Source organism: Shewanella sp. 8A (assembly GCF_023475945.1).
GTDB classification, from domain to species: Bacteria; Pseudomonadota; Gammaproteobacteria; order Enterobacterales; family Shewanellaceae; genus Shewanella; species Shewanella xiamenensis.
The window spans coordinates 12,026-37,863 of the sequence record NZ_JAMDJP010000024.1; the positions used below are offsets into that span (position 1 = coordinate 12,026).

The following is a 25,838-nucleotide window of genomic DNA, read 5'->3' on the forward strand; positions in this document are numbered from 1 at the left end:
GTGTAAGCTAAACAACTCCGATCAGCTAATTAATGTCGAAAAAATCCTAGTTTTGCGAGTAATCTCGTCATTAAGCCTATTTCTTCTTCACCGTTACCAGCTAGCTTGTCTAATCGTTGTTGCACTAGACCATATAAGGATTCTGCTGGGAAGTCATTATCTTCATCGGCAACGCCAGCGGGCATCTGCATCAATAGCTCGACCGCTTCATCCATATGTTCAATGGCATAAATATGGAACAAGCCTTTGCCTACAGCTGTAATCACTTTGGGGTGTAGATTAAGCTGTAATATATTTGACTTGGGCATAATTACACCTTGCTCACCGGTTAAGCCTCGGCGTTCACAAAGATTAAAAAAGCCTTCAATTTTTTCATTAATACCACCGATAGCTTGCACATTACCAAATTGATCCAATGCGCCTGTAATCGCCAGCGACTGAATAATCGGTTGTTCTGCAATGGCTGACATCAAGCAGCAATATTCTGCAAGCGAGGCGCTATCGCCATCGATCTCCTGATAGGATTGCTCAAATACAATATTGGCATTTAGGTGCAATGGCGCATCGCGACCAAAGATACGATATAAACAGGCTGAAAGGATCATCATACCCTTTGCATGGATATTACCGCCCAGCTCTGACTTTCTTTCAATATCTGCAACTTCACCGTCACCATAGTGTACCGTAGCGGTGATCCGTGCTGGTTCACCATAGCAGTGATCAATCGCATCGATAACCGTAAGACCATTAATTTGTCCTACCATAGCGCCCGTAGTTGGCAGATTTATGAAATTGTCATCAAAACTTTGGCTTGAAAATTCTTCAGAGCTGTTATGGCGATAATTGGCTTGCGATAGCGCACGTTCAATGCTGGCTGCATTAATTGTTGATTTACCGCGATAGACTTTTGCCTGCGCCATTAACTGCGCCAAATCTAGCATTGAGAGACTTAAGCGACGTTGATGCTCGGTTAATCTAGCACTGTGTCTAAACAGTGGCGCAAGACTGGATTGTTCTAATGTGACATCGACACTTTGTGCCACCGTTTGTAGCCAACTGGCATATTGCGCTTCTTTAAAACGGGTCAAATCCAGTTCACCCGCCAGTTCTGCCAACAGGTTAAAGTGGCGTTGAAATTGCCAATCTTCAGACCTAATTTGGCTATAGATTAAACCCGCGCCAATTAAAATAATTTTACAATTTAATGGGATTGGGCTTAGGTTGTGACTGATTTGATACTCTTTCTGTGTCAGGATTTGCAGCAGCAAATCCCATAAGCCTTCTCGTTTCCACAGGGATTCAGCGCAGATAAATATATAATGGCATTCGGCCAATGCACCCGCTTGATATTTACTGCTATTACCTGATTGCACCATACGGCCAAGTAGGTCTGAACGGCGGATATTGCCACTCAGATAGCGATAACTGACATGCTTTTCAGCAATTGAGCCTTGCGGCGTTTCATATTGCCAATGGAATTGAATGGTTTTGTCTTCGGGGCGCTTTGCCACCAGATAAGCTGCCGGCAATGGCTCAAGCGTTTCCATTAATGCTTTGATCATTAATAGTCTGTCGATGCCAGGAAAATCTGCGAGATACAGTTGTTGATCGGCAATGGCGTTATGTAACTTAAAGGCATCCAATACGCGCTCTTGACCTAAAAGCAACGCTTTATATCCTGTTGGCAATTGCGACAGGACGGGAAGATTAAATTCAGGGGCGAGTGAGGATGAAGGTATCAAGAGTGAATTCATATAAGCATTTACCGTGAAAAGTTACCGCGATTTTACCATACCGAGAGGGCAAGTCTCTTACTGTATAGGTGTTTTTATGCTGCTTTACCCAGATATTGCTGAAAATATGTTGGCTATTCGCCTGAAAATTCATCCGTCTGAACATAAGATGAGCATTTGACACAATATTCAAAAATTGCTGTTTACAAGCACCGATGATGCTTATATTATTTGCGGCGTTCGGAGGGGTGGCAGAGTGGTTTAATGCACCGGTCTTGAAAACCGGCGTGGGTTTATAGCCCACCCAGGGTTCAAATCCCTGCTCCTCCGCCATATTTCACGGAAAGGCCATCAGCAATGATGGCCTTTTTGTTTATGTCATGTCAGTCAAAAAGGCCGCTAAACAATTAGCGGCCTTTTTGCATCTGGTTCCATGGTATGAGATGTTTGATTACATTGCCAAAAGGCGTATCTGCGATTGTCTTGATAATCATTATGTTCTGATATGAAGAAGTTGATTTTTAAGGTTTGGATTAACCTTCTCCTACGCTCCCTATTTATACTTCATCTTTTTCATAGGAAGCTGCAACCTTAAAAAAGTGCTCGCGATTCTTTAATCTATTCAAAAGTGACTTAGGTAATGTTGTTGTCATGCCGGTTTTTAGTGAGCAGAAATAGCAACAGATCAAAAATCGCCCTGAAAGCGATGATTTCATCGCCAGCTGGATATCAAATCGCCAATCAATTCAAATAATAATAAATTTAAGTTTACAGCTTTGGGCGAGATGTATATTATCTCGCTCGTTCGGAGGGGTGGCAGAGTGGTTTAATGCACCGGTCTTGAAAACCGGCGTGGGTTTATAGCCCACCCAGGGTTCAAATCCCTGCTCCTCCGCCATATTTCACGGAAAAGCCATCAGCAATGATGGCTTTTTTGTTTATGCAATTTGCACCCGGGCTCTTCATGCTAAGCGCTGCTCCAGCACAATAGTCGGCTAAAAAGCCGCTAAGCAATTAGCGGCTTTTTGCATTTACACGACTTCATTTTCGATGAGCGTTTTAAACCTGCTATATTTTGCGTCAGCTTATCAATTAGCCCAATCCTGAGCTCCACTCATACTTTCATTATACCAAGCTCTTAATTTCAAACTGCATTAATTAGTAAGTTGTTTCTTTAAATATCATCTAGTTAACAATATTCATTTTATGCTTTGCGAAATGCCATTGTTGGGCTAAATTACCCTGATAACCTATATTCCGGTTGCGGTATTCTGATTTGGCTAAACTCTCTTAGTCAGCATTGGTTAAAGGTGGATAAAGTTGATATCGATATATTTAGTTGACGATCATGAGCTGGTGAGAACTGGGATCCGCCGTATCTTAGAAGATGAGCGGGGGATCAAAGTTGTGGGTGAAGCGCCCGATGGTGAGACCGCGGTACAGTGGGCGAGACAAAATGAAGCCGACGTCATCTTAATGGACATGAATATGCCAGGTATGGGCGGACTCGAAGCGACGCGTAAGATTTTACGTTATCAACCTCATGCTAAGATTATTGTGCTAACAGTGCACACCGAAGATCCGTTCCCCAGTAAAGTGATGCAGGCGGGCGCGTCTGGTTATTTAACCAAAGGTGCGACGCCACCTGAAGTATTGCAAGCGATACGTCAGGTTTCCCGTGGGCAGCGCTATTTATCTCCTGAAATTGCCCAACAAATGGCATTGAGCCAATTCAATCCGGCCGATGAGAATCCGTTTAAAGCCTTGTCTGAGCGTGAGCTGCAAATTATGTTGATGATCACCAATGGTGAAAAGGTCAATGATATTTCTGAGCAGCTCAACTTAAGCCCCAAAACCGTTAACAGTTACCGTTACCGCTTGTTTGCGAAGCTTGGGATCAGTGGTGATGTGGAGCTGACTCGTTTAGCGATCCGCTATAAAATGTTAGATGCTGGCCATTTCTAATGGCCGCTTATGTCAATGGTTCTAGCATTAATTAAGTGTTAGCTGTGAGTTTGAAAACGATTTATCAAGCAGTTTTGAAGATGGTAAGTAAAAGAGTGGGTGTGTAACGATGTCGACAGGTTTTAACGCCCAGAGTTTTTTACGCACGGTCTCATCCTCTGCTGGGGTTTATCGCATGTATGACGTCAAAGGTGACGTCATTTATGTGGGGAAGGCCAAAGATCTTAAAAAGCGCTTATCTTCCTATTTCCGTAAAAAACTTGGCAATGTGAAAACTCAGGCGCTGGTGTCCCATATCCATCATATCGATGTGACGCTGACCCACAGCGAGACAGATGCGCTGCTGCTTGAGAATGACTATATCAAGCAGTACATGCCCAAATACAATGTGTTACTGCGGGACGATAAGTCATACCCTTATATTTTCTTGAGCCAACACGAGCATCCACGCCTCGCATACCATCGCGGGCCGCAGCGGGAGAAGGGCCATTATTTTGGGCCTTATCCGAATGGCGGAGCGGTGCGCGAAAGTTTGCACTTGATGCAAAAGCTGTTTCCTATCCGCCAATGTGATGATCTCTATTATAAATCCCGCACTCGGCCCTGCCTGCAATACCAGTTATCCCGTTGTAGTGCGCCTTGCGTCGGCAAGGTCAGTAATGCGGAGTATGATGAGCAGGTTAAACTTGCCAGTTTGTTCCTAAAGGGAAAAGATAAACAAGTTATCAGTGAACTCGTGGCTAAGATGGAAGAGGCCGCTGAGCAGCAAGCCTATGAGCAAGCCGCGCGCTTTCGCGATCAAATTATGGCGCTGCGCCGGGTAGCTGAGCAGCAAGAAGTCTCGGGTAATACCGGCGATATGGATGTTATCGGCGTACACTATGCCTCGGGCATTGCCTGTTTTCACTTGCTATTTATCCGCGAAGGTAAAATTTTTGGTAGCCGCAGCTATTATCCAACGGTGCCCGCGCAAACGGATATCGAAGAAGTCTTACGCTCCTTCCTGCTACAGTTTTATTTAAATGCCGATATTCAACGCACTATTCCTAAGGAGGTGGTGATAAGCCATCACTTTGAAGAATTGCATGAGTTAGAGGCGGCCGTCTCTGAGGCGTTGAATAAAAAATTCAGCATTAAAACCAATGTGCGCGCCGACAGGGCGAGTTTTTTGCGCCTTGCGCTGACCAATGCCACCAATGCGGTGATGACGCGCCTGTCCCATAAAAACACTGTTGAACAGCGTTTTGTCTTGTTGGAAGAAATCCTCGAACTTAGTGCGCCGATTCAGCGAATGGAGTGTTTCGATATCAGCCATACTATGGGCGAGAGCACTGTCGCCTCCTGCGTGGTGTTTAATCGTGAAGGGCCGCATAAAGCCGAATATCGTCGTTATAATATTGAAGGTATTACGCCAGGCGATGATTATGCCGCGATGAAACAAGCCATTAGTCGTCGATTTGATAAAATTGATGCCAGCGGCAAAATCCCTGACATTTTATTTATCGACGGTGGTCTAGGGCAGCTGCGTATTGCGCAGCAAATTGTCGATGAGAAGTTCGTTAATTTAGATAAAGCGCCGCAACTTATTGGCGTGGCAAAGGGAGAGAGCCGTAAACCTGGGCTTGAAACCTTAATCTTTGGCGACACTGAAACGAGCTTTTCCCTTGAGGATGACTCACCCGCATTGCACCTTATTCAACATATTCGCGATGAATCCCACCGCTTTGCCATCACTGGGCATCGTAATCGCCGTCAGAAAACCCGTAACACCTCAACGCTTGAAACCATTCCGGGCATAGGCCCTAAACGCCGTAAAGCGTTACTCCAACATTTGGGCGGTTTACAAGAAGTGAAGGGGGCGAGCGTGGCCGAGTTAGCGAAAGTGCCTGGGATCAGCATAGAAATGGCACAAACCATTCATGATGCATTGCGAGGGTGATAAAATTAAGGCAAGATTGGCGCTGCTTTTGACTAACTGGTTTGATCATGCCGTTTAACTTACCCATAGCATTAACTCTTTTTAGGCTTTTTTTACTGCCCATTTTTGTGGTGTTGTTTTATTTACCTTACAGCTGGACGCCTTTTGTTGCCGCATTTGTGTTTTGGTTGGCGGCGTTAACGGATGCATTAGACGGTTATGCGGCGCGTAAACTCAAGCAACTCACCCGTTTTGGCGCCTTCCTCGATCCCGTCGCTGATAAACTGATGGTGATCACCGCGCTCGTATTATTAGTTGACCAATACGCTGATATTTGGCTCACACTGCCAGCACTGTTTATGATTGGCCGTGAAATTGTGATTTCAGCCCTGCGGGAGTGGATGGCTGAATTAGGTAAACGCGGCACGGTTGCGGTTTCTTGGATCGGCAAATATAAAACGGCGGCGCAGATGGTGGCGATTATTGGCCTGATCTGGCAATACAATCCACTCATGATCACCGCGGCATTTGTGCTGTTATATATCGCTGCCGTATTAACGTTCTGGTCAATGATGAGTTACATTTTAGCCGCCTGGAAAGATTTAACGGCTGAATAGCACAATAAAAGATCAAAGAGATTATTTAGTGCGCAAGCAGTAAGTTATCGATAAAACAGCGGTTGACACTGCATCGTAAATAGGTAGAATGCCTCCCCGTAGACGAGAGACGAAGTGAAAACAAAATCTTAACTCTGCGTGATGCGACATTAGCTCAGTTGGTAGAGCGATACCTTGCCAAGGTATAGGTCATCGGTTCGAACCCGATATGTCGCTCCAACCTAAATGATTGGAAAGATGGCGCGATGGCAGAATGGCTATGCTGCGGATTGCAAATCCGTCGATCTCGGTTCGACTCCGGGTCGCGCCTCCATAATTAAGATATTAATGACATGATTCCCGTCGTTAATATAAAGAGTTTGCCCGAGTGGTGGAATCGGTAGACACAAGGGATTTAAAATCCCTCGCTGGTAACAGCGTGCCAGTTCAAGTCTGGCCTCGGGTACCATTATTATAATGGTGACAGCTCAAACGAGCTGAAGCGTTAAACTTCGTTACCTATACATTGAAATATAAGTAGAAGAGCGAAGCAAAGAGTTAACAATATCAATAGCAGTGCTTACGATATTCAGAGTTTGCCCGAGTGGTGGAATCGGTAGACACAAGGGATTTAAAATCCCTCGCTGGTAACAGCGTGCCAGTTCAAGTCTGGCCTCGGGTACCATTATTCTCAGTGAATAGTAAATAAGCCTCGACATTAGTCGGGGCTTTTTTGCATCTACAGCTTTGATTATTTGGATTTGGTTTAAAGGGCCGTTTCTATCTTATTCTCTAGAGCCACGGCTTCGCGCTTGCCACTTTTGTTACAGACGTTAGTCCTATCTTATAGTCTACTTATTTCTCCACACTGAGCTTAATAACGTTAAACTCAGCTATGGCGGCTTCGTTTTATCTCTAAAGCTCATTGCCAAAGTAATATCGTTAACCTTGCCCATAAAAAAGCCCCGTGGTTTTCACGAGGCAATTTTACACATCCACAATACTACTCATTTATCGCTTGTTTTAGCGCTGTCGCCGCCTTAAAGCTTGGCTGGTTAAAGCCTGCAATCTCCATCGTCTCGCCAGTTTGCGGGTTTCGACCCGATTTAGGTAAATGATAACGTAACTCGAAGGTACCGAATTGCGGCAGGAAGACTTTCTCACCTTCGCTTAAGGCGATATGGATCTGTTGTAGGATCTGTTCGACAACAGGTTTAGTGCTGGCCTGGGACTGTTCAAGCGAAGTGGCGATACGTTGGATCAGTTGTGCTTTGTTCATTGAAACCTCTGAATTCAGTGAAAGAGCAGGAAAGGGGAGTTATAACAAGCTCGAGATTAGATTGAAAGTCTAGGTTTACCAAAGCGGCTTAACTGCTGCTTTATTGGTTAGCGGTGATTACTCACCCTTTATTTTGAAACGTAAATACGCCTCATATAAGCAGCACTAGGTAAGCAGCATTAGGGGCTAAGTTGGCCTGTAGCGTTTAGAACTAAAGTAGAAGTTAAAGGATAAAGCCTTTTAACACTGATATTTACGACTGTTTGATGTTTGACATGGTGTAATAAATGCCATTGCTTCAGCAGTGTATAAACAAAACATTAGCCACAAAGCGCCCTTGCGGGCGCTGTTAGAGGTGGAGTTAAACGTAGGAATAATAAGGGACTTGTCGCGGAGTTAAGAAAATAACGTTTCTTCCAATGTGCGTCCTTTCAGCAGCATCTTATATTGCCAATGCTGGTCCTTAAATAGGGCGAGCAGGGCGGTTTCAAACTCATAATGACGATTTGCCGTGTCATCCAATTGGATAACAAATACATGGGCTTGTTTTGAGGTGATATTCACCACACCAGCTATTTGACCTACGGCTTGGATCAGCGCTTCACTGTCGCAGCTTTCCATGGTGAGGGTGAGATAATCACTGCCGCTATTGGATGAGCGCATCGAAATCGACTGGCCCAATTCACCTTTATCTAGATACAGCACTTGGTCACAGAGCTTCTCGAGTTCGTCCAAGTTGTGTGAGCTGATCACAAAAGTGGTTGTGGGCGACAGCGTTCTGACGAGTTCACGGATTTTCTTCGCATTGGCAGGGTCGAGTCCTGCGGTAGGTTCATCTAACAACACCAGCTTAGGCGAGCCGATTAAGGCTTGGGCAATCGCCACACGTTTACTCATTCCATGGCTTAGACTCGGTGGCTTTTGCTGCGCCACCTCGGCTAAGTCCACTAAATTCAGCACTCGCTGTGCTTCTTGATTTGCCTGCTTGCTATCCATCCCTTGAAGACGCGCAAAGAAGCTTAACTGGCTGATAATAGTTAAATTGGGATCGAGCGTCGCATCCTGTGGCAGGGCGGTAATTTGCCCTAATAATGCTGGACTATTGGGTGCTTCTCCCAGAATACGAACCGAGCCTGCGCTTGGGGTGAGGTAGCCACAGAGCAGGCTAAACAGTGTAGTTTTACCTGCACCGTTAGGGCCAACTAATGCGATGGGCGCTCCCGATTCGAGGGTTAAGTTAACGTTATTGAGCGCTTTTTTACTGCCATAGTGTTTGGACAGTCCTTGGCATTGAACGAGGATCATAGTTGACTCCTTTGGATATAAACGCGGCCAAGGAAAAGGGCGAATGCGGTTTGTAGTAGGGGAATTGGTGCGTAGGCAAAGCTATTGAGTCCATTGGTGTTGACCATGTTCGACAGTTGAGCGCCCGGCAATATCCATTGTAAACCTTCAAATAAGCGCGATTCATTACCCAATATCAGCAGTGCTATAGAGACGACGGTCCACAAAATAGTGGCCAGAACCATGGCTTGCCTTGCCGTGTTGGCATAGAGGGACAATAAAGTCATGACCGCGGTAAAGGGTAAAATCACGATAACCAAGTTGATGCCGACCAAGGCTCCCGACGTTAATGCGGGTAATAACAAGCCGATATCGCGAGTAAGTGCCAGCGCTATGGTGGCAAGGATGGTCAATAAGATCAGTAGACCTTGGATCAAGATTTGCCCCAAAAAGCGGCCGAAGAGTAGGCTGTCTTTGCTGGTTCTTAGGGTATAGAAGCGCAATGTGCCGCGGGTTTTGTCTGAGGAGAACTGATCGGCGGCAATCAAAATACTGAACATGGGAAACAGATACAGCGCAAAGCACCAGAAGATAGCCATTTCCGCCACGGGCCAGTCAAACAGCATGTTGAGAGCTTGGCTGCCTAAGAGACCGTCGATCAGATCTTTAATATTGGGCTGCATTAATAGGGTCGAAGCGCCTTGGATGGGGTAGAGCAATAGCATGCCCCACACTAATGCAAAGGCGAACAGGGCGATAATCCCGCGAAGGTTAAATAGAAATTTGCGACATTCAAAGCCAGCGATCAAAAGCATGTTATTGAATGTACTGGGAGCATTTGGTGTCATTCGCTGTCTCGTCAGTGAGTGAGCGGACAAACTCTCACCTTAGTCATCATTAAGAGTGACTACTTGCGAAAGTCGTCCGCGGCGCGGTTAGGATAAAGAAGCGATAAGCGATTCTAACTTATCTTTAAGTTCTGCCACTTGCTCTTCAAGCTGTGTGACTCTCGCTTCCAGTTGTTGTCTATCCTGCTCGTTTAGCGGGTGGGCATCTGCATTTGTGGCATTGGTGAATGACGCTGCGCTAATTTGCTCAGCACCTTGGGAGAATAGCTCAGTATAACGGCATTCACGCTTACCCGGCTCCCGCGGCAGTTGAGCCAGTACGGGTTTATCCCGCTCCATCAGTTGCTTAATGCAGGCTTCCACTTCGAGCACGTCTTTAAAATCATGCAGTCTGTTGCTACGGGTGCGTAACTCTCCGGGCGTTTGTGGGCCGCGAAGCAGCAGTAAACAAACAATGGCTACCGCCGCGCTGGAAAGTTGTAACTCGCTAAATTCGGTGTTGCAGAATCTGTGCTTATATTTGACGACTCGGCTACCAAAGCCGGATTGCTCGCTGATTAAGCGCTTTTTGTTCAATGAATCAAGGGCGGCTTGTACTTGCGCTTCAGTGAGTTCTAATACAGGTTCGCGGCTGGTTTTTTGATTACAGGCGAGGGTCAGGGCATTGAGTGAAAGAGGGTATTGCTCTGGGGTGGTGACTTCTTTTTCAAGTAGGCATCCGATAACTCTGGCTTCGTGTAACGTGAGTTCCATATAAGCTCCAAAGAAAAAAGCATGACTTTGTTATAACAGAGCCATGCTTAAGATCCTAGCGCTTGTCGGTAAACTGAGTGTTTGGGCAGACTATTTGGACAAATAAACCACGAACCTTAGTACAAGAGAGTCCTAAGTCCCGTATGAGGTTGACTATTCAGCCCAATCAGTCAGCTTCAGTTAGGCGTAAACCATCATCGTCGATACTTAACTTGCCCGCTTTAAACAGGCCACCGATGCTCTTTTTGAAGGCTTTTTTACTCATACCGAGTTGTTCGTAAATCACTTCGGCATCGGTTTTATCCGTTAGGGGTAAGAATCCGCCCGCTTGCTTGAGTTTTACTAAGATAATGTGCGCATTTTTATCAAGCTCTTGCTTACTGCCTTGCTGCAATACCAAATCAATTTTGCCATCGCGGCGGACTTGTTTGATAAAGCCTTTTAGCCTTTGACCAAAACGCAGTTTTTGGAACACTTCGTTTTGGTAAATCACACCCCAATGGGCATGGTTAATAATGGCTTTGTAGCCTAAATCTGTGGTGCCACCGATAAATAAGTCAACTTGTTGACCTACTTCATACTGGGCGGGAGTTTTATCGAGGAACTTATCGATTTTTGATGACGCAACAATACGCTCATCAGCACGATTAACGTGCACATATACAAGGTACGAGCGACCTTCTTCAATCGGCTTGTGTTGTTCGCCAAAGGGCAGCAATAGATCTTTATCCAATCCCCAATCTAAAAATGCGCCAAAAGGCCCAGTGGCCACGGCTTTTAAGTAGGCAAATTCTCCTACTTGCGCTAAAGGCTTGCGGGTAGTGGCAATAACGATATCTTCGGAGTCCAGATATAAAAATACCTCTAGCCAGTCACCGACTTGGCAGTCTTTTGGGGTGGCTTTGTTGGGCAGTAACACTTGGCCAAATTCGTGGGCATTTAAATACACACCAAAACTGACTTGTTTTACTACCTCAAGTTTGCAGGTTTTTCCTATCTGTACCATGGAGCTCTCTATCTAAGGATGTCATTCGGCGGTGATTATAACCGCTTTATCCGTAAACAGCAGCTTCCAGATCGGCTTTTGCGTCGATAGTCGAAAATGAACAGCCGCGCTGAGATAAAACAATATTGCTGATGTGAGCAAATGTTATCAATTTATCTTGATTGGCTATTAAAAAATATTGAACGCACGTAGAGTAAGGTTGATGATTAACCTATTAATTTAAAATAGATAAATCTACTTGTTACCAACCATTCTGTTAATGTGGTGTTTATTATATTTTAATGAAAAATATTAAATGAGATTCTTGCTTGCATTCTGTGACATTGCGCGGTTTAATTGCGCCGTTTAACGACTTCGCTCGTTACAGACATGACAAATATTACGTGAGTTGTAATGATTTTATGGTTCACAGGTCATTCACCGTGTAACGTACAATTTATAATGGTTACATGGGGTTAAGAGGAATTGTTTAGCTAATGCACAAGCATCCATTTTTTGCTCTTTGCCTAAAAGCATCTCAATGCCAGCGCTCAATCGTTGTTCCCTATGACGATACTAGCCTTAAACATCTCACGTTAATCCGTATCAACTCTGGCCGCGAAGAAGCCAACAGTCCCCTGTTACAATAATCTCACCTAGTGTTAGGTGTGCTTGGTGATGCCTTGCCGCTTAATACCTAATGTTTATCCTTAGTGTTACCTATTGTTTATCCACTTAATCGGCACCTCGTTTTTAGAGAGAGTCATATTGAGCGGAGACGCAACGCTTTAGCTTAAGGTTTTGAGTGTTTTTTAACCTCAAAGCGCGTTATGGTTAATGCCATTGGGTGAAAGACCTATGGCGATAAAGGGGGATATAAACACCATCTTGTTATCGCCAAGGTAAAAGAGTATCGGGTTAATCCCGGTTGCGTTAAGGGAAATCGCATCAATGTCGCCTAAGCTGGGTTGATTTTGCTGCACAAATTAGGGTGAATTCATCCTAACTGTATGTCAGGTAACTATATGGTTTACCTGGGTTTGTCGAACGGGCGGTCTTGCAATGTTGCACTGACCGTTTAACCCATTTTTTTATAGACGGGCTAAATAAAAATGAATGATTGGTCTATTGATGCTGCTCGTGCTGGGTACAACGTTACCCACTGGAGCCAAGGGTTTTATGGGATCAGCGACCAAGGTGAGGTGACAGTGTCGCCGGATCCTAAGAATCCTGATCACAAGATTGGCTTAAATGAGCTAGCAAAAGACATGGTTAAAGCAGGGGTCGCTTTACCTGTATTAGTTCGTTTCCCGCAAATTCTGCACCACAGAGTGAACAGTTTGTGCCAAGCATTCGACCAAGCGATACAAAAATATGAGTATCAGGCGGACTATTTGCTGGTTTACCCCATTAAAGTAAACCAACAAAAAACTGTGGTAGAAGAGATCCTTGCGAGCCAAGCATCAAAAGAAGTTCCACAATTAGGCCTAGAAGCCGGCAGTAAGCCTGAATTAATGGCCGTACTTGCCATGGCGCAAAAAGCCAGTTCAGTGATCGTATGTAACGGTTACAAAGATAACGAATACATTCGTTTAGCCTTAATTGGTGAAAAGTTAGGCCATAAGGTCTATATCGTTTTAGAAAAACTGTCTGAGCTTAAGATGGTACTAGCTGAGTCTGAGCGTTTAGGGGTGAAACCTCGCTTAGGGTTACGTGCTCGCCTTGCATTCCAAGGAAAAGGCAAGTGGCAAGCCAGCGGTGGCGAAAAGTCTAAGTTTGGTTTATCTGCGGCGCAGATTTTGACTGTAGTTGACCAGTTAAAACAAAGCGATATGTTGGATTCGCTGCAATTACTGCACTTTCACTTAGGTTCGCAAATCGCCAATATCCGCGATATTCGTCAAGGTGTGAGCGAAGCGGCGCGTTTCTACTGTGAATTACGTGAGTTAGGGGCCAGCATTAACTGCTTCGACGTCGGCGGTGGTTTAGCGGTAGATTACGACGGCACTCGTAGCCAAAGTAATAACTCAATGAACTATGGTTTAAGCGAATACGCGAACAACATCGTAAACGTGCTTACCGATATCTGTAATGAATACGAGCAACCTATGCCACGTATTATTTCAGAATCTGGCCGTCACTTAACGGCGCACCATGCGGTACTGATCACCGATGTGATTGGCACAGAAGCTTATCAGGTTGAAGATATCCAGCCGCCAGCGGAAGAATCGCCGCAGCTGCTGCACAATATGTGGCAATCTTGGACTGAGCTGAGTGGCCGTGCCGATCAACGTGCCTTGATTGAGATTTATCATGATAGCCAAAGTGACCTGCAAGAAGCGCAATCGCTGTTTGCCTTGGGTCAATTAAGCTTGGCAGAACGTGCGTGGGCTGAGCAGGCTAACCTACGCGTATGCCATGAAGTTCAAGGTTTGTTAAGCACCAAAAACCGTTACCACAGACCGATTATTGATGAGTTAAACGAAAAGTTAGCCGATAAGTTCTTCGTTAACTTCTCATTATTCCAATCCTTACCGGATGCTTGGGGTATCGATCAGGTGTTCCCTGTGCTGCCATTGTCTGGTTTAGACAAAGCGCCAGAGCGCCGCGCTGTGATGCTGGACATCACCTGTGACTCCGACGGTATTGTGGATCAATATGTAGACGGCCAAGGGATTGAAACTACGCTACCAGTACCAGCGTGGAGTGCTGAAAGCCCGTATTTAATCGGCTTCTTTATGGTGGGGGCATATCAAGAGATTTTAGGGGATATGCACAACTTGTTTGGCGACACTAACTCGGCCGTTGTCAGCATTGAAGAAAACGGTATGACCAATATTGAATCGGTACTTGCCGGTGACACAGTCGCTGACGTATTACGCTATGTTAACTTAGATGCCGTTGACTTTATGCGGACTTACGAAGAGTTAGTCAACCAGCATATTGTTGAGGATGAACGCGCACAAATTTTAGAAGAATTACAAGTGGGCCTAAAAGGTTACACTTATTTAGAAGATTTTTCTTAATATTGAGTGTGTTAAAAAAGTCAGCCTAGGGACACTTAGGCTGACTTTTGTTTTTTATAGCCTATTATTTTTGCTAGCGAGTTACCAAGGTGACTGTGTTGCTTTTTGCTAGCGAGTTGTAAAGGTGAGTGCGTTGCAAGGCTATCATCTTGTAAAAGCAAGCGCGGTGGTTTTATTGCGGCGCTAGTCGTGTAAAAATAGCCGCGCAAATTTGATGGGTTATCAGTCTTAAAATGCGTGCATACATTTAAGTCAGCGTTGCCAGCGAACCATGAATGACTGATATACCAATAGATTAGATGCCCAAACACAGGGATAAGATGAGGCGAACGGCTTGATGTTTTTTGAAGGCGCGGAAAAAAAGCTTGAGATCAGACTCACTTCCAATATGGCATCACTGCGCCAACGAGAGTACGGCTTTTGGTCAACCTTGGTCGCCTGTGCCAATGCGGAAATCCTGTCAATAATCCGTAATCCTGCCTGCGATGCCTATCTACTGAGTGAATCGAGCCTGTTCGTCTGGGATGATAAGATTCTGCTGCTCACCTGCGGTAATAGCACCCTGATTGAGGCGGCCTGCTACTTTATTAACGCCTTAGGGGTTGAGCACATTGCCGCGCTCTGTTATCAGCGTAAGAATGAATACCAAGCCCAGCTACAAAGCACACACTTTGCTGACGATATTGCGAAATTGCGGACCTTGATCCCCGGAAAAGCCTTTCGAGTTGGTCACTTAGATTCACATCATCACTATTTGTTTTGTACTGACAATTTGTTTTGCACTGACGGCCAACCTATGTCGTCAACGTATGATACCTGCCTTGAACTGATGATGTACCACATCCGTGGCGAGTTGGCTGATTACCTCAAGTCGCCCACACAAACCGAGCAGGGGATTTATCAACGCTTAGGATTGCAGCGAATTTTCCCTGATTTTCAATTTGATATGCACTGTTTTCAGCCCGCGGGATTTTCGTTAAATGGGATACGTGGGGCTGACTATGTTACCTTGCATATCACGCCATCGATAGGGCCGGGAGATAACTCCTACGTCAGCTTTGAGACTAATCTGGATTTAGCTGTTTATCCCTATCCCCTTGTTGCACAAATGATTAAGCTATTTATGCCCTCAAGCTGGGATCTCATCCGTTTTAACCAGTCGCTTATGACTGCTGGATTTCCTGAGCATGTATGTTTAGCGCATGGTTCAATCGTAACTGAGCAAGGCTGTCAGATTGATTTTAATCACTATCAACAGCTTCAAACTGAAGAGTTACTGCCTGTATTCCTATAATCGTTTCCCAGAATTGAGTTGGTGATTCAATGGAATAAGCGACTGCTAAAGTTGCGGTGTGATTAGAGGATTTATTCGCCACAAGCTGAAAATTTTTCATCAAAAATGGCCCTGATTTCGGGCCATTTTATGTTTGCTTGCGGTTTTTTTTGGGCAATTAAAACTGAAATTTCTAAACCGAGCCGTTGGCAATTAGTCAGAAAATCCCTTGCTATACCATTTAGCGGCTATTACTGCGCTGCAATCTCTGCCAGCACCACTTGATGATGGTCGCTGGTTTTAAACTTATCGAACACATGGGCAATAGTGCCATCGGTGTTGATGAGGAAACTTAACCTATGGATTCCATCATAGACTTTACCCATAAATTTCTTTTCGCCCCACACGCCAAAGGCATCAGCAACGCTGTGGTCTTCATCGCTGAGTAGGGTAAAGTTAAGTGATTGTTTTTCAGCAAACTTAGCTAATTTAGCCACAGGATCTGGGCTAATGCCGAGGACGGTTACTTTGTGGCTGTCGAGTTCAGCTTTGCTATCACGTAAACCGCAGGCTTGTACTGTGCAGCCAGGGGTTGACGCTTTAGGGTAAAAATAGACTAAAACGGGACCACGCGTTAAGCATTCTTGTAGTGAAACAGCGTTACCCTGTTGATTTTGTAAGGTAAAAAGTGGCGCTTTGGCACCAGCGGTTAAGGTATTCATCTATTATCCTCTGTCGTTTCTTGAGGTCGTGCCTTCCATGCGTCTAATGGTGCAATCCAGTGCCATCTCCTCGGAGAGTTGATAGATACTCTTTTCGAGCTTTTCTAGTTCAACTTTTTCAGGAATATTGATGGTTAATGAAATAGTTTGCGTTTGCTCGCCATTTTCAAGCTCTTCAGAGAAGGAGCGTACTGCCGCCAAGTCTAAGGAGCGGTCGGCAAGAAACTGGGTGATGGATTTCATCGTGCCGCGCTGATCTTTACCAGTAAAGCGCACTTCAAGGCGCGAAAGGTAATTTTGCGGCGTGTGCTTAGAGGTACGCTTCATCACCGTCATCAGTTCTAATTCAACACTGAGACTCGGGAGCAAGCTTTCAATTTTCGTTATGGATGCCCACGAACCTGACAACATCATGATTAAGGTAAATTCGTTACCAAATAATGCCATACGGCTGTCGACGATATCGCAGTCACAGTCACTGGCAAGCCGAGCTAGTTTACTTACGAGTCCAGGACGGTCTACGCCCATTGCAGTTACGACCAGGAAATTGGTCATGAATTGTCCTCACTTTTTCGATATCATAGAGCGAAAACTCGAGACCGAGCGCCGAGTTTTTGTGCGGGATGTAATGCTACCATAACTAAATCAATTTGAGACCCCCGTTAGTGCTTGTCATTAATGGTTGGCATCAGTACCATAGCGAATCCTGAAATTTTGGGGAAGTCAGATGATAAACGGAAGCATCGTAGCCTTAATCACGCCAATGAACAGTGATGGCTCAGTAGATTTTGCAAGTCTTGAAAGGTTAGTCGAATTCCATATTGACCAAGGCACAGACGCCATCGTTGCCGTGGGTACTACCGGTGAGTCAGCGACTCTGCCAATGAATGAGCACGTTGCCGTGGTCGCTCAAATCGTTAAGTTTGTCGCAGGTCGTATCCCTGTGATTGGTGGCAATGGTGCGAATGCGACAGCAGAAGCTATCGAACTCACCAAGTCCTTATCTAAAGTCGGGGTTGACGCCATGTTAGGCGTAACACCTTACTACAATAAACCGACGCCAAAGGGCTTAGTGGCCCACTATAAAGCCGTGGCGGCCAGCACAGATATTCCCCAAATTCTCTATAACGTTCCTGGGCGCACCGCGGTTGATATGAAGCCTGAAACCGTGGCCGAGTTAGTGAGCGTGAGCAATATTATTGGTGTAAAAGAAGCCACGGGTGATGTATCACGGGTTAAACGACTACGTGAACTTTGCGGCAATGACTTTATGCTGTACAGCGGTGATGATGCGACAGCGAGAGAGTTTTTGCTCCTTGGGGGTAACGGGGTGATTTCGGTTGCCAACAACATAGTGCCAAAAGCCTTTAAAGCTATGTGCGACGCCGCATTGGCGGGCAACGCCGAATTAGCCGCAAGTATCGACGAGCCACTACGTGGTTTATATAGCACACTGTTTTGCGAAGCAAATCCTATCCCAGTGAAATGGGCAGCCCATCGTATGGGGTTGATTCAGTGTGGCCATATTCGTTTACCTTTGACTGAACTTTCTGAGCAATGTCATGGTCTGTTGTTAGATGCAATGACTCGTGCCCAGATAGAGGTTAAATAATTAATGTTAAAGAAAGTCACTCCACTGTTCTTAGTTGCTGCTGTTGCAGCTTGTAGTTCGCCATTAGAGCGTCGCCAAGCCAACGGTGCTGAAGACTATGTTCAGGCTGAGCAAGCGCCAATGCTAAAGATCCCTGAGGGATTGAAAACGCCGCCTTACAATAAAGAATACGAGGTTCCGGCAATCGGCGCTAAAGCAAACCCTGCGCTTGTTGGTAAAAACCTTGATATCCGCCCACCACTGCAAGTTTTGCCAATGGCAGAAGGTACGCATGTCGAAGAGGGCAGCGATAACATTAAGATTGTGGTTGAATCGATTGATAACAGTGTCGATCTTAAGCAAGAGATTTTCGCTAACTTAGATGGATTCTTAGCGAAGCAAGCGATCCCTGTTCGTAGTCGCGACTATGATAAAGGCAACATTGAAACCGATTGGATTGAAAGCCGAGAGGTGTTGGAGTCAAGTTTATGGGGCTCAGATAAAGAATATCTGCTGCGTCAGCGTTATCGCTTCGATATCGAAACCCGTCCACACGGCCGTACCGCTAATATCGTTATTCACTTAGTAGAACACGAAGAGTTTTACGATGGTAAAGAGCAGGATGTAATGCTCAGTGGTGAGGATAAGCAGCGTTACACCATCGATATGCTTAACAGTGCCATTGCTTATATGAGCGTTAAGCGTGAGCAAACCATTCAAGCAAACCGCTTAAAGCAGACCTTAGGGATCAATGTTGATTTGGTCACGCCAGAAGAGGGTGCTGCATATTGGTCTGCTAAGGCTTCCTATAAGCAAGTGTGGGATCGTCTGCGTATAGTATTGCCAGAAATGGGCTTTGAAATTTCAGATATGGACAGTGCTAAAGGCCTGTACTTTATTAAGTTTACCGATAACTCAGGTTTCTGGAGTTCATTGTGGAACGACAATCAATTGTCCTTAAAAGAAGGTAGCTACCGTTTACTCTTACAAGACGGTGATACCCCTGATGAGACTAAGATTTTGCTTCGTGACGCTGAAGATCAGCCGTTATCGAATGACGTTGTCGCCAAGGTGTATGAATCATTGTCGAATCTGATGAAAGAAGAGCGCAAACTGCGTTAATTCCACCTCAGTCAAAAAGGGCGATTTATCGCCCTTTTTTGTGTCTGCAATTCAGCCTATTGCTCTAGGACGATACAGCATGATGTATCAGAATATTTCTAGGTAATATCAATATTTATATTATGGTTTTAGATTAAACCGCTTAATTTGTGAGTTATTTTGAAACAATCCGCTTAAATTGCCATTTATCGTATTGCATTCTTCACCTCTGTGGTGTTTTTCGACTTGTCCGCAGCGTTATTACAAATTTTGCGCGCTCAGCGTAATTTGTAAGAAAAAGTAAAACGTATTGATGCAATGATGCGAGTGGGTAAACTAGCCGTCACTAATGCGAGTAATCATTTGGAAGCCAGATGAAAAAAATCATAATTATCATCGCTATTTTGGCAGCGGCGTGGTTTGGATATCAAGCTATGCAACCTCAAGAGCAGCAGCAAGCAAAAGTTAAGCTCACCCCTAATGTGGTTATCGCCACCGCTTCTATGGCACAAGTTCGAGACGAAGTGGAAGCTATCGGCACAAATAAGGCATTTGAGTCCGTCACCATTACGCCCAAAGTCACTGATGTGGTGACCTCATTAAAGTTTGATGATGGCGATATTGTCAAAAAGGGCGATTTATTGGTGCAACTGCAAAATGCCGAGCAGATAGCCAAAGTGAAAGTGGCGCAGGTGAAAGTGAGTGACAATCAGCGTGAATTGGCGCGGATTAGTTCGCTTGTCACCAGTCGAACAGTGGCAGAATTAGAGCGTGACCGCCTGCAAACCTTAATCGATACGGCCCGCGCCGAGTTAGAGCAGGCACAATCTTCCCTCAATGATCGCAGTATTATCGCCCCCTTTAATGGCCGTTTAGGCCTGCGCCAAGTGAGCGTGGGTAGTTTAGTGACACCGGGTACTGAGATCACCACGCTCGATGATATCTCTAAGATTAAATTAGATTTCTCAGTGCCAGAGCGTTTTATTCAAGACTTGCAGCCTGGCAAGCTTGTTGAAGCAAAAGCCGTGGCTTTCCCTGATGAAATCTTTAAAGGCAAAGTGATTTCCATCGATAGCCGTGTTAACCCAACCACCCGTGCCGTGATTGTACGCGCCGAAATCCCAAATCCAGATTTACGCTTACTGCCTGGGATGCTGATGAAGGTTAAACTCATCAAACGCAGCCGCGAGGCGCTAATGTTGCCTGAGTCGGCGATTATCCCAATCCAGAAAGAACACTTTGTTTACAGTGTGAATAAAGACAATGTCATCGAGCGTAAGCAAGTCACCATTGGAGTTCGTACCCGTGGCTGGGTAGAAATTACTGAGGGCTTAGCAATTGGTGAAAATGTGGTGATCCGCGGCCTGCTTAAGGTGCATCCTGGTGATGTGGTAAAGACCCAACTGGCTGAAAAATTTAGCTATCTTTCCGATGCTAATACGGAGCCAAGCGTATGATCCTGACCGATCTTTCCGTTAAACGGCCGGTATTTGCCTCGGTCATTAGCCTATTGCTGGTGGCCTTTGGTTTAGTCGCATTTGATAAATTACCGCTGCGGGAATACCCCAATATCGACCCGCCGATTGTCTCGATTGAAACTAACTATCGCGGTGCCAGTGCTGCGGTAGTTGAGAGTCGCATTACTCAGCTGATAGAAGACAGGATCAGCGGCGTCGAAGGTATTCGCCATGTGAGTTCATCGAGCAGCGATGGTCGCTCACAGGTGACCTTAGAGTTTGATATTAGTCGTAATATTGAGGATGCTGCCAATGATGTACGCGATAGAATTTCGGGTCTATTAGATAACTTGCCCGAAGAAGCCGATCCCCCAGAGGTGCAAAAAGCCAACGGTGGCGATGAAGTGATTATGTGGCTCAACTTAGTGTCGGATCAAATGACCACATTAGAGCTAACCGATTATACCCGTCGCTATTTATCCGACCGTCTATCGGTGGTTGACGGGGTGTCGATGATCCGTATCGGTGGTGGCAAGGTTTACGCCATGCGCATCTGGCTTGACAGACAAGCCCTTGCATCCAGAAGCCTCACGGTGGCCGATGTTGAAGCCGCACTTAGGGCTGAAAACGTCGAGTTGCCCGCAGGTTCGCTTGAGTCCAAGGAGCGCCACTTTACCGTGCGTTTAGAGCGAAGTTATCGCAGCGCTGAGGATTTTGCCAATCTGGTGATTGCTCAAGGAGAAGATGGTTATTTAGTCAAGCTTGGTGACGTAGCTAAGGTGGACATTGGCTCCGAAGAAGAGCGCATTATGTTCCGCGGCAACAAGGAGGCCATGATTGGCCTTGGGGTGTCAAAACAGTCGACCGCCAACACCTTAGAAGTGGCCCGCGCTGTTAATGCGTTAGTCGATAAAATCAATCCTACCTTGCCCGCAGGCATGTCGATTAAGCGTAGCTACGATAGCTCAGTGTTTATCGAAGCTTCGATTAAAGAGGTTTATCAAACGCTGTTTACCGCAATGATCTTAGTGATTATTGTGATTTATCTATTCCTTGGCAGCGTGCGTGCCATGTTAATCCCTGCGATTACGGTGCCTGTTTCTTTGCTCGGCACGTTTATCGTGCTCTATGCCTTGGGATATACAATCAACCTGTTGACGCTGCTCGCGATGATCCTCGCCATCGGTATGGTGGTGGACGATGCGATTGTGATGTTGGAAAACATTCACCGCCGTATCGAAGAAGGAGATTCACCCTTAAAAGCGGCGTTTTTGGGTGCCCGTGAAGTCGCTTTTGCGGTCATTGCCACTACCTTGGTGCTGGTGGCGGTATTTATGCCGATCACGTTCCTCGAAGGAGACTTAGGCAAGCTCTTTAAGGAGTTTGCGGTGGCCATGAGTGCGGCGGTGATTTTCTCCAGTATCGTGGCGTTAACCCTAAGCCCGATGATGTGCTCTAAGCTGCTTAAACCCGCGTCGCAGGACTCATGGCTAGTGCGTAAGGTTGATAGCATTATGACGGGCATTTCCCGTCGCTATCAAAGCTCGCTAGAGAGCGCGATGGCAAAACCAGTGCTGATGTCAGTTATCGTGTTGATTGCGCTCGGTAGTAGTGTGTTTCTTGCCCAAAAAGTACCGCAGGAATTTGCACCGCAGGAGGATCGAGGCTCATTATTTTTAATGATTAACGGGCCTCAGGGGGCGAGTTACGAGTATATCGAATCCTATATGACTGAGGTGGAAAGCCGCCTAATGCCATTGGTGGATTCGGGGGATATCAAGCGTTTGCTGATTCGTGCGCCCCGTGGCTTTGGCCGCGCGGCAGACTTCTCTAACGGTATGGCGATTATTGTGCTCGAGGATTGGGGGCAACGTCGTCCTATGAAAGAAGTGATTGGCGATATTAACAAGCGCCTCGCCGATTTAGCCGGTGTGCAGGCCTTCCCTGTGATGCGCCAAGCTTTTGGTCGTGGCGTGGGCAAACCGGTGCAATTTGTTATTGGTGGTCCAAGCTATGAGGAACTCGCTGCTTGGCGGGATATTATGATGGAAAAGGTGGCGGAAAATCCTAAACTGCTTGGCCTTGACCACGATTATAAAGAGACCAAACCGCAGCTTAGAGTGGTGATCGACAGAGACAGGGCGGCAAGCCTTGGGGTATCGATTTCTAATATCGGTCGTACCTTAGAATCTATGTTAGGTTCGCGCCTTGTCACCACCTTTATGCGTGATGGCGAAGAGTATGATGTGATTGTGGAAGGGGAGCGCAGTAACCAAAATACCGCGGCCGATCTGCAAAATATCTATGTTCGCTCTGAACGGACGAAGGAGCTGATCCCATTATCCAACTTAGTTACGGTAGAAGAGTTTGCCGATGCCAGCTCCCTTAACCGCTACAACCGTATGCGGGCGATTACCATTGAGGCCAGCTTGGCGGATGGTTATAGCCTAGGCGAAGCGCTGGATTACCTCAATCAAGTGGCGCGAGCTTACTTGCCTGCGGAGGCTGTCATCAGCTACAAGGGACAATCGCTGGATTATCAAGAGTCTGGCAGCTCAATGTACTTTGTGTTCTTGCTGGCGCTTGGGATTGTGTTCCTGGTATTAGCGGCGCAGTTTGAAAGCTATATTCACCCTATAGTGATTATGCTGACGGTACCGCTTGCCACGGTTGGCGCCTTGATAGGGCTGTGGTTTACGGGGCAGAGCCTTAATATCTACAGCCAGATTGGGATTATTATGCTGGTGGGCCTTGCGGCAAAAAACGGTATTCTGATCGTCGAATTTGCCAATCAGTTGCGGGATAAGGGCGTCGATTTTGACCGCGCCATTATCCAAGCCTCATGCCAGCGTTTACGGCCTATCCTGATGACGGGGATTACTACAGCTGCGGGCGCCGTCCCTCTGGTTTTGGCAACGGGCGCAGGTGCTGAAACCCGCTTTGTGATTGGCGTAGTGGTGCTTGCGGGTATTATGCTGGCGACGCTGTTTACCATTTATGTGATCCCAACTGCCTACGGTCTTTTTGCCCGTAATAGCGGCTCGCCAGAAGCGATTGCTCAGCAATTAGATAAGGAATTAGCGCAGGATTAATCCCTCGCTAACGCTTAGCCAAAATAGGCGCTTAAGTTCACTTAAGCGCCTATTTTATTTGGGCTAAATCACTTTGGGCTAAATCACTTTGGGTTAACGTCAACGGCTTGAATATAGCGAAAGGAGGTTTTCTCAAAGCCAATGGACTCATAGTAGGCTTGGGTCTGCTCGCGGCGCATAGAGGTGGTGACCTCAAGCTGGCGACAACCTCGTTCACTTGCCCTCGATTTTGCAAAATCAATTAGTTGCGTCCCCACACCTAAACCTCGACTGGCCTCAGTCACCACTAAAGCAGTAATGCGGCAGATGTGTTGCTGCGAGGGAAAATAATCAAAAAGATTAGGGCGTGTTGACGTTTCGAGATTAAATTTTGTTCGTTCTGGCAAGCACGTGCTCGCGAAACGAGGAATGATGTGTAGTTATTCTACTCAAATGACGAGTGACAAAGAGCAAGGGCTTGCCAGACGAACCCTTCGGGCAGCATTTGGCTGGCGTTTCTGCTGCGTTATCGTCCGTTTATGTAGAATAACTACACTGCACGGACTTTGCCTTGCATAAACGTCAGCCAAATAGCTGCAAAAATAACCCTGAAACGCCAACACGCCCTATACTTATCAACCCAACCACGACTCCCTCAGACTCGGCGAGATAGATTTCATCCGATCTTTTAGGATCATCGAGATACTGATGTAACTGCGCCTCGGTGGCACTATAACCCAGCTGCAACAGTAAGGCCGACATGGCGTTATGGTCGGCTATCTGTGCTTGTCTAATTGAAATGGCGCCCATCACGCTTCCTTGTTTTATCCAGTATCTAGATTTCTATTAAGCAGGTAGTTTGCCAATACATGACGCTTGAGGTTTGCATATTTTAGGCTAACGCAAAGGGGTTAACGCATAAAAAATCCCACACTCATGGCGAAACCGACAAGCACAATAAAACCCCGCAGCAGGGATTGGGGAATGCGATAAGCCAGCGCGGCGCCAAGATAGCCGCCAATAATCGCCATAATGGCAAGCAGTAACAGATATTGTCCATCAATCAGATTACCTAGGGCGTAAATCACCACGGCAATGGTGGTGAGTAGGGCGGAGAGTAAATTTTTAAGCCCGTTCATCCCATGTAATTGGGTTTGGCCGAGTAACCCAAAGGTGGCGAGTAAAATAATCCCTAATCCCCCATTAAAATAGCCGCCGTAAATACAAACGATGAAGAGAATCATCATTGCAGTCAGTGGCTTGACGGTATTCACACGGGTGATGCTGGCATGGGCTAAACGTTTTTTCAGTAACCAAGGTCCAGCGATAAAGGCGAGGGTTGCCAGCAAAATCAACCAAGGGACAAGATAAGCAAAGACTTGCTCGCTGGTGCTCAGCAAAATCGCCGCGCCTAGACATCCGCCAGCTATCGCAATCCAGCACAGGGTTTTTAGGTTAAGATTTGCAGGATATTCAATCTCTTTTCGAAAACGCCAGGCACTGGCAAGGTAGCCGGGGAGCAGAGCAGCAGTGCCCGTCGCGTTGGCCATCAGTGGCGGCACGCCCACAAACACAAGGGCAAATAAGGTGATAAAGCTGCCGCCGCCCGCCACCGCATTTAACATGCCGCCGAGTAAGCCTGCGAGGGCGATCAGTAACCAATCCATAGTGAATGCTCCGCTGCCATTGTCTAACTCAATCTGAATGTCAATTGCTTATAAAAACATCACCTTAACAGTAAGTCATTCAGATGAAAAGCCATCAATATTGTAAGTGGCGGCAGATTAATGGCTTTGTTATGGGCGTGCCGAATCGGGGTTAGGTAAAAAGCCTTGGCATTAAGGGCTCAGCCTAACTTATCAAAAGTGATTAACACTTTGCAGTGATGCCTTTATTCAGCGTGAAACAGCCCTGACTCAAAAATCACCGTAGCGATGGCTAAATGTTGATCGCTAAATACCTCTTCTCCCCAGCAATGTTGCCCACGCTCTTGATAGTACACATGGTAGCTGGCATTCGATGGCGTAGCGACGCAGTACCAACCATCAAACGTCTGCTTGCTAAAGTTGACCCAATACTGTGCATCCGCTTGTTTGATCTGCTGAAGTAGCGCCTTATCTTGCGCCAATAGCGCCGCAAGTTCGACTACGCCGGTGATCTTGTGCTCGGTTTTTAACTGATTAAGTAGTGCTTTGAGTGTCATAATTGCGCCCTTCATCCAGAGGATTGCACACCA

22 protein-coding genes, 6 tRNA genes and 1 pseudogene are annotated in these 25,838 nt (G+C 46.1%); 16 read left to right on the forward strand and 13 right to left on the reverse strand.

The features are described from left to right. Positions 1-29: 29 nt before the first annotated feature. Positions 30-1,754, reverse strand: a complete 1,725-nt coding sequence (locus tag M0413_RS16625; protein WP_249554960.1) for an AAA family ATPase — start codon at positions 1,752-1,754, stop codon at positions 30-32. Positions 1,755-1,975: 221 nt separating this feature from the next. Between M0413_RS16625 and M0413_RS16630 the strand changes: the two genes are divergently transcribed. The 9 genes from M0413_RS16630 to M0413_RS16670 all read left to right on the forward strand — a co-directional run bounded on the left by M0413_RS16630 (position 1,976) and on the right by M0413_RS16670 (position 6,897). Beyond that, positions 1,976-2,066: transfer RNA gene (locus tag M0413_RS16630), tRNA-Ser, on the forward strand. A 474-nt stretch (positions 2,067-2,540) separates the two neighbouring features. Then, positions 2,541-2,631, forward strand: a tRNA-Ser gene (locus M0413_RS16635). A gap of 422 nt (positions 2,632-3,053) precedes the next feature. Beyond that, a complete protein-coding gene (gene uvrY / locus M0413_RS16640) occupies positions 3,054-3,698 on the forward strand; it encodes a UvrY/SirA/GacA family response regulator transcription factor (RefSeq protein WP_011622328.1) in 645 nt (214 codons plus the stop codon). Positions 3,699-3,807: 109 nt separating this feature from the next. Next, positions 3,808-5,637, forward strand: a complete 1,830-nt coding sequence (gene uvrC / locus M0413_RS16645; RefSeq protein WP_249554962.1) for an excinuclease ABC subunit UvrC — start codon at positions 3,808-3,810, stop codon at positions 5,635-5,637. Between the two features lie 47 nt (positions 5,638-5,684). Next, positions 5,685-6,233 (forward strand): CDP-diacylglycerol--glycerol-3-phosphate 3-phosphatidyltransferase, encoded by a 549-nt coding sequence (pgsA, locus tag M0413_RS16650; protein WP_037417386.1) that lies wholly within the window; start codon positions 5,685-5,687, stop codon positions 6,231-6,233. Positions 6,234-6,376: 143 nt separating this feature from the next. Further along, a tRNA-Gly gene (locus tag M0413_RS16655) sits at positions 6,377-6,452 on the forward strand. A gap of 20 nt (positions 6,453-6,472) precedes the next feature. Continuing rightward, positions 6,473-6,546, forward strand: a tRNA-Cys gene (locus M0413_RS16660). 48 nt (positions 6,547-6,594) lie between these two features. Then, a tRNA-Leu gene (locus M0413_RS16665) sits at positions 6,595-6,681 on the forward strand. A 129-nt stretch (positions 6,682-6,810) separates the two neighbouring features. Beyond that, positions 6,811-6,897 (forward strand) — tRNA-Leu (locus M0413_RS16670). Between the two features lie 318 nt (positions 6,898-7,215). On the opposite strand, the gene M0413_RS16675 is transcribed toward M0413_RS16670, so the two are convergent. The 5 genes from M0413_RS16675 to M0413_RS16695 form a co-directional block, all read right to left on the reverse strand. Then, positions 7,216-7,491, reverse strand: a complete 276-nt coding sequence (locus M0413_RS16675) for an HU family DNA-binding protein (protein ID WP_037425710.1) — start codon at positions 7,489-7,491, stop codon at positions 7,216-7,218. A 396-nt stretch (positions 7,492-7,887) separates the two neighbouring features. Next, on the reverse strand, positions 7,888-8,796 hold the full coding sequence (locus M0413_RS16680; protein ID WP_088585750.1) for an ABC transporter ATP-binding protein: 909 nt from the start codon (positions 8,794-8,796) through the stop codon (positions 7,888-7,890). Further along, a complete protein-coding gene (locus tag M0413_RS16685; RefSeq protein WP_088585749.1) occupies positions 8,793-9,623 on the reverse strand; it encodes an ABC transporter permease subunit in 831 nt (276 codons plus the stop codon). Before M0413_RS16685 ends, M0413_RS16680 begins: the two co-directional genes overlap by 4 nt. A gap of 87 nt (positions 9,624-9,710) precedes the next feature. Next, positions 9,711-10,376: a YceH family protein gene (locus M0413_RS16690; RefSeq protein WP_088585748.1), complete on the reverse strand. Its 666-nt coding sequence runs from the start codon at positions 10,374-10,376 to the stop codon at positions 9,711-9,713. A 166-nt stretch (positions 10,377-10,542) separates the two neighbouring features. Beyond that, complete coding sequence (locus M0413_RS16695) at positions 10,543-11,382, reverse strand: CvfB family protein (protein WP_099458061.1); 840 nt, start codon at positions 11,380-11,382, stop codon at positions 10,543-10,545. Between the two features lie 476 nt (positions 11,383-11,858). Between M0413_RS16695 and M0413_RS16700 the strand changes: the two genes are divergently transcribed. After that, positions 11,859-12,011 carry a hypothetical protein gene (locus M0413_RS16700; RefSeq protein WP_011071981.1) on the forward strand — a complete coding sequence of 51 codons (153 nt, stop codon included), beginning with the start codon at positions 11,859-11,861 and terminating at the stop codon, positions 12,009-12,011. Between the two features lie 168 nt (positions 12,012-12,179). Here M0413_RS16700 and M0413_RS16705 read toward each other — a convergent pair whose 3' ends face one another. Beyond that, entirely contained in the window at positions 12,180-12,344 is a 165-nt protein-coding gene (locus M0413_RS16705; RefSeq protein WP_156143174.1) for a hypothetical protein, read from the reverse strand. A gap of 129 nt (positions 12,345-12,473) precedes the next feature. Here M0413_RS16705 and speA point away from each other — a divergent pair, with 129 nt between their 5' ends. Beyond that, positions 12,474-14,387 carry a biosynthetic arginine decarboxylase gene (speA, locus tag M0413_RS16710; RefSeq protein ID WP_037417405.1) on the forward strand — a complete coding sequence of 638 codons (1,914 nt, stop codon included), beginning with the start codon at positions 12,474-12,476 and terminating at the stop codon, positions 14,385-14,387. A gap of 337 nt (positions 14,388-14,724) precedes the next feature. After that, entirely contained in the window at positions 14,725-15,681 is a 957-nt protein-coding gene (locus M0413_RS16715) for an adenosylmethionine decarboxylase (protein WP_055648216.1), read from the forward strand. 230 nt (positions 15,682-15,911) lie between these two features. On the opposite strand, the gene bcp is transcribed toward M0413_RS16715, so the two are convergent. Then, entirely contained in the window at positions 15,912-16,382 is a 471-nt protein-coding gene (bcp, locus tag M0413_RS16720) for a thioredoxin-dependent thiol peroxidase (RefSeq protein WP_047536092.1), read from the reverse strand. Positions 16,383-16,385: 3 nt separating this feature from the next. Continuing rightward, entirely contained in the window at positions 16,386-16,937 is a 552-nt protein-coding gene (locus M0413_RS16725) for a glycine cleavage system transcriptional repressor (protein ID WP_037417572.1), read from the reverse strand. A 172-nt stretch (positions 16,938-17,109) separates the two neighbouring features. On the opposite strand from M0413_RS16725, the gene dapA reads away from it, so the two are divergent. From dapA to M0413_RS16745, 4 genes are all read left to right on the forward strand, one after another. Beyond that, the gene (dapA, locus tag M0413_RS16730) at positions 17,110-17,994 is read left to right on the forward strand and encodes a 4-hydroxy-tetrahydrodipicolinate synthase (protein WP_249554964.1); all 885 of its coding nucleotides are present in this window, start codon (positions 17,110-17,112) and stop codon (positions 17,992-17,994) included. Between the two features lie 3 nt (positions 17,995-17,997). Beyond that, a complete protein-coding gene (gene bamC, locus M0413_RS16735; protein ID WP_037417567.1) occupies positions 17,998-19,095 on the forward strand; it encodes an NlpB/DapX family lipoprotein in 1,098 nt (365 codons plus the stop codon). Positions 19,096-19,448: 353 nt separating this feature from the next. Further along, entirely contained in the window at positions 19,449-20,531 is a 1,083-nt protein-coding gene (locus tag M0413_RS16740; protein ID WP_037417563.1) for an efflux RND transporter periplasmic adaptor subunit, read from the forward strand. Next, the gene (locus M0413_RS16745) at positions 20,528-23,623 is read left to right on the forward strand and encodes an efflux RND transporter permease subunit (RefSeq protein WP_249554966.1); all 3,096 of its coding nucleotides are present in this window, start codon (positions 20,528-20,530) and stop codon (positions 23,621-23,623) included. Before M0413_RS16740 ends, M0413_RS16745 begins: the two co-directional genes overlap by 4 nt. 83 nt (positions 23,624-23,706) lie before the next feature. Here M0413_RS16745 and M0413_RS16750 read toward each other — a convergent pair. The 4 genes and pseudogenes from M0413_RS16750 to M0413_RS16765 form a co-directional block, all read right to left on the reverse strand. Then, positions 23,707-23,958: pseudogene (locus M0413_RS16750) on the reverse strand (GNAT family N-acetyltransferase); the annotation flags it as partial. Positions 23,959-24,184: 226 nt separating this feature from the next. Beyond that, complete coding sequence (locus M0413_RS16755; protein WP_249554968.1) at positions 24,185-24,412, reverse strand: hypothetical protein; 228 nt, start codon at positions 24,410-24,412, stop codon at positions 24,185-24,187. Between the two features lie 101 nt (positions 24,413-24,513). After that, on the reverse strand, positions 24,514-25,269 hold the full coding sequence (locus M0413_RS16760) for a sulfite exporter TauE/SafE family protein (RefSeq protein WP_249554970.1): 756 nt from the start codon (positions 25,267-25,269) through the stop codon (positions 24,514-24,516). Positions 25,270-25,493: 224 nt separating this feature from the next. Further along, positions 25,494-25,805 carry a cytoplasmic protein gene (locus M0413_RS16765; protein ID WP_088586957.1) on the reverse strand — a complete coding sequence of 104 codons (312 nt, stop codon included), beginning with the start codon at positions 25,803-25,805 and terminating at the stop codon, positions 25,494-25,496. Positions 25,806-25,838: the final 33 nt, after the last annotated feature.

Excerpts from the sequence above, each read along its gene's own strand:
- bamC (WP_037417567.1), top strand. The coding sequence starts at position 17,998 with ATGTTAAAGAAAGTCACTCCACTGTTCTTAGTTGCTGCTGTTGCAGCT.
- pgsA (WP_037417386.1), top strand. The coding sequence starts at position 5,685 with ATGCCGTTTAACTTACCCATAGCATTAACTCTTTTTAGGCTTTTTTTA.
- uvrC (WP_249554962.1), top strand. The coding sequence starts at position 3,808 with ATGTCGACAGGTTTTAACGCCCAGAGTTTTTTACGCACGGTCTCATCC.
- M0413_RS16740 (WP_037417563.1), top strand. The coding sequence starts at position 19,449 with ATGAAAAAAATCATAATTATCATCGCTATTTTGGCAGCGGCGTGGTTT.
- M0413_RS16755 (WP_249554968.1), bottom strand. The coding sequence starts at position 24,412 with ATGGGCGCCATTTCAATTAGACAAGCACAGATAGCCGACCATAACGCC.
- M0413_RS16765 (WP_088586957.1), bottom strand. The coding sequence starts at position 25,805 with ATGACACTCAAAGCACTACTTAATCAGTTAAAAACCGAGCACAAGATC.
- bcp (WP_047536092.1), bottom strand. The coding sequence starts at position 16,382 with ATGAATACCTTAACCGCTGGTGCCAAAGCGCCACTTTTTACCTTACAA.
- M0413_RS16680 (WP_088585750.1), bottom strand. The coding sequence starts at position 8,796 with ATGATCCTCGTTCAATGCCAAGGACTGTCCAAACACTATGGCAGTAAA.
- M0413_RS16690 (WP_088585748.1), bottom strand. The coding sequence starts at position 10,376 with ATGGAACTCACGTTACACGAAGCCAGAGTTATCGGATGCCTACTTGAA.
- M0413_RS16760 (WP_249554970.1), bottom strand. The coding sequence starts at position 25,269 with ATGGATTGGTTACTGATCGCCCTCGCAGGCTTACTCGGCGGCATGTTA.
- M0413_RS16725 (WP_037417572.1), bottom strand. The coding sequence starts at position 16,937 with ATGACCAATTTCCTGGTCGTAACTGCAATGGGCGTAGACCGTCCTGGA.
- M0413_RS16715 (WP_055648216.1), top strand. The coding sequence starts at position 14,725 with ATGTTTTTTGAAGGCGCGGAAAAAAAGCTTGAGATCAGACTCACTTCC.
- M0413_RS16625 (WP_249554960.1), bottom strand. The coding sequence starts at position 1,754 with ATGAATTCACTCTTGATACCTTCATCCTCACTCGCCCCTGAATTTAAT.
- M0413_RS16685 (WP_088585749.1), bottom strand. The coding sequence starts at position 9,623 with ATGACACCAAATGCTCCCAGTACATTCAATAACATGCTTTTGATCGCT.
- M0413_RS16745 (WP_249554966.1), top strand. The coding sequence starts at position 20,528 with ATGATCCTGACCGATCTTTCCGTTAAACGGCCGGTATTTGCCTCGGTC.
- M0413_RS16695 (WP_099458061.1), bottom strand. The coding sequence starts at position 11,382 with ATGGTACAGATAGGAAAAACCTGCAAACTTGAGGTAGTAAAACAAGTC.
- dapA (WP_249554964.1), top strand. The coding sequence starts at position 17,110 with ATGATAAACGGAAGCATCGTAGCCTTAATCACGCCAATGAACAGTGAT.
- speA (WP_037417405.1), top strand. The coding sequence starts at position 12,474 with ATGAATGATTGGTCTATTGATGCTGCTCGTGCTGGGTACAACGTTACC.
- M0413_RS16675 (WP_037425710.1), bottom strand. The coding sequence starts at position 7,491 with ATGAACAAAGCACAACTGATCCAACGTATCGCCACTTCGCTTGAACAG.
- M0413_RS16700 (WP_011071981.1), top strand. The coding sequence starts at position 11,859 with ATGCACAAGCATCCATTTTTTGCTCTTTGCCTAAAAGCATCTCAATGC.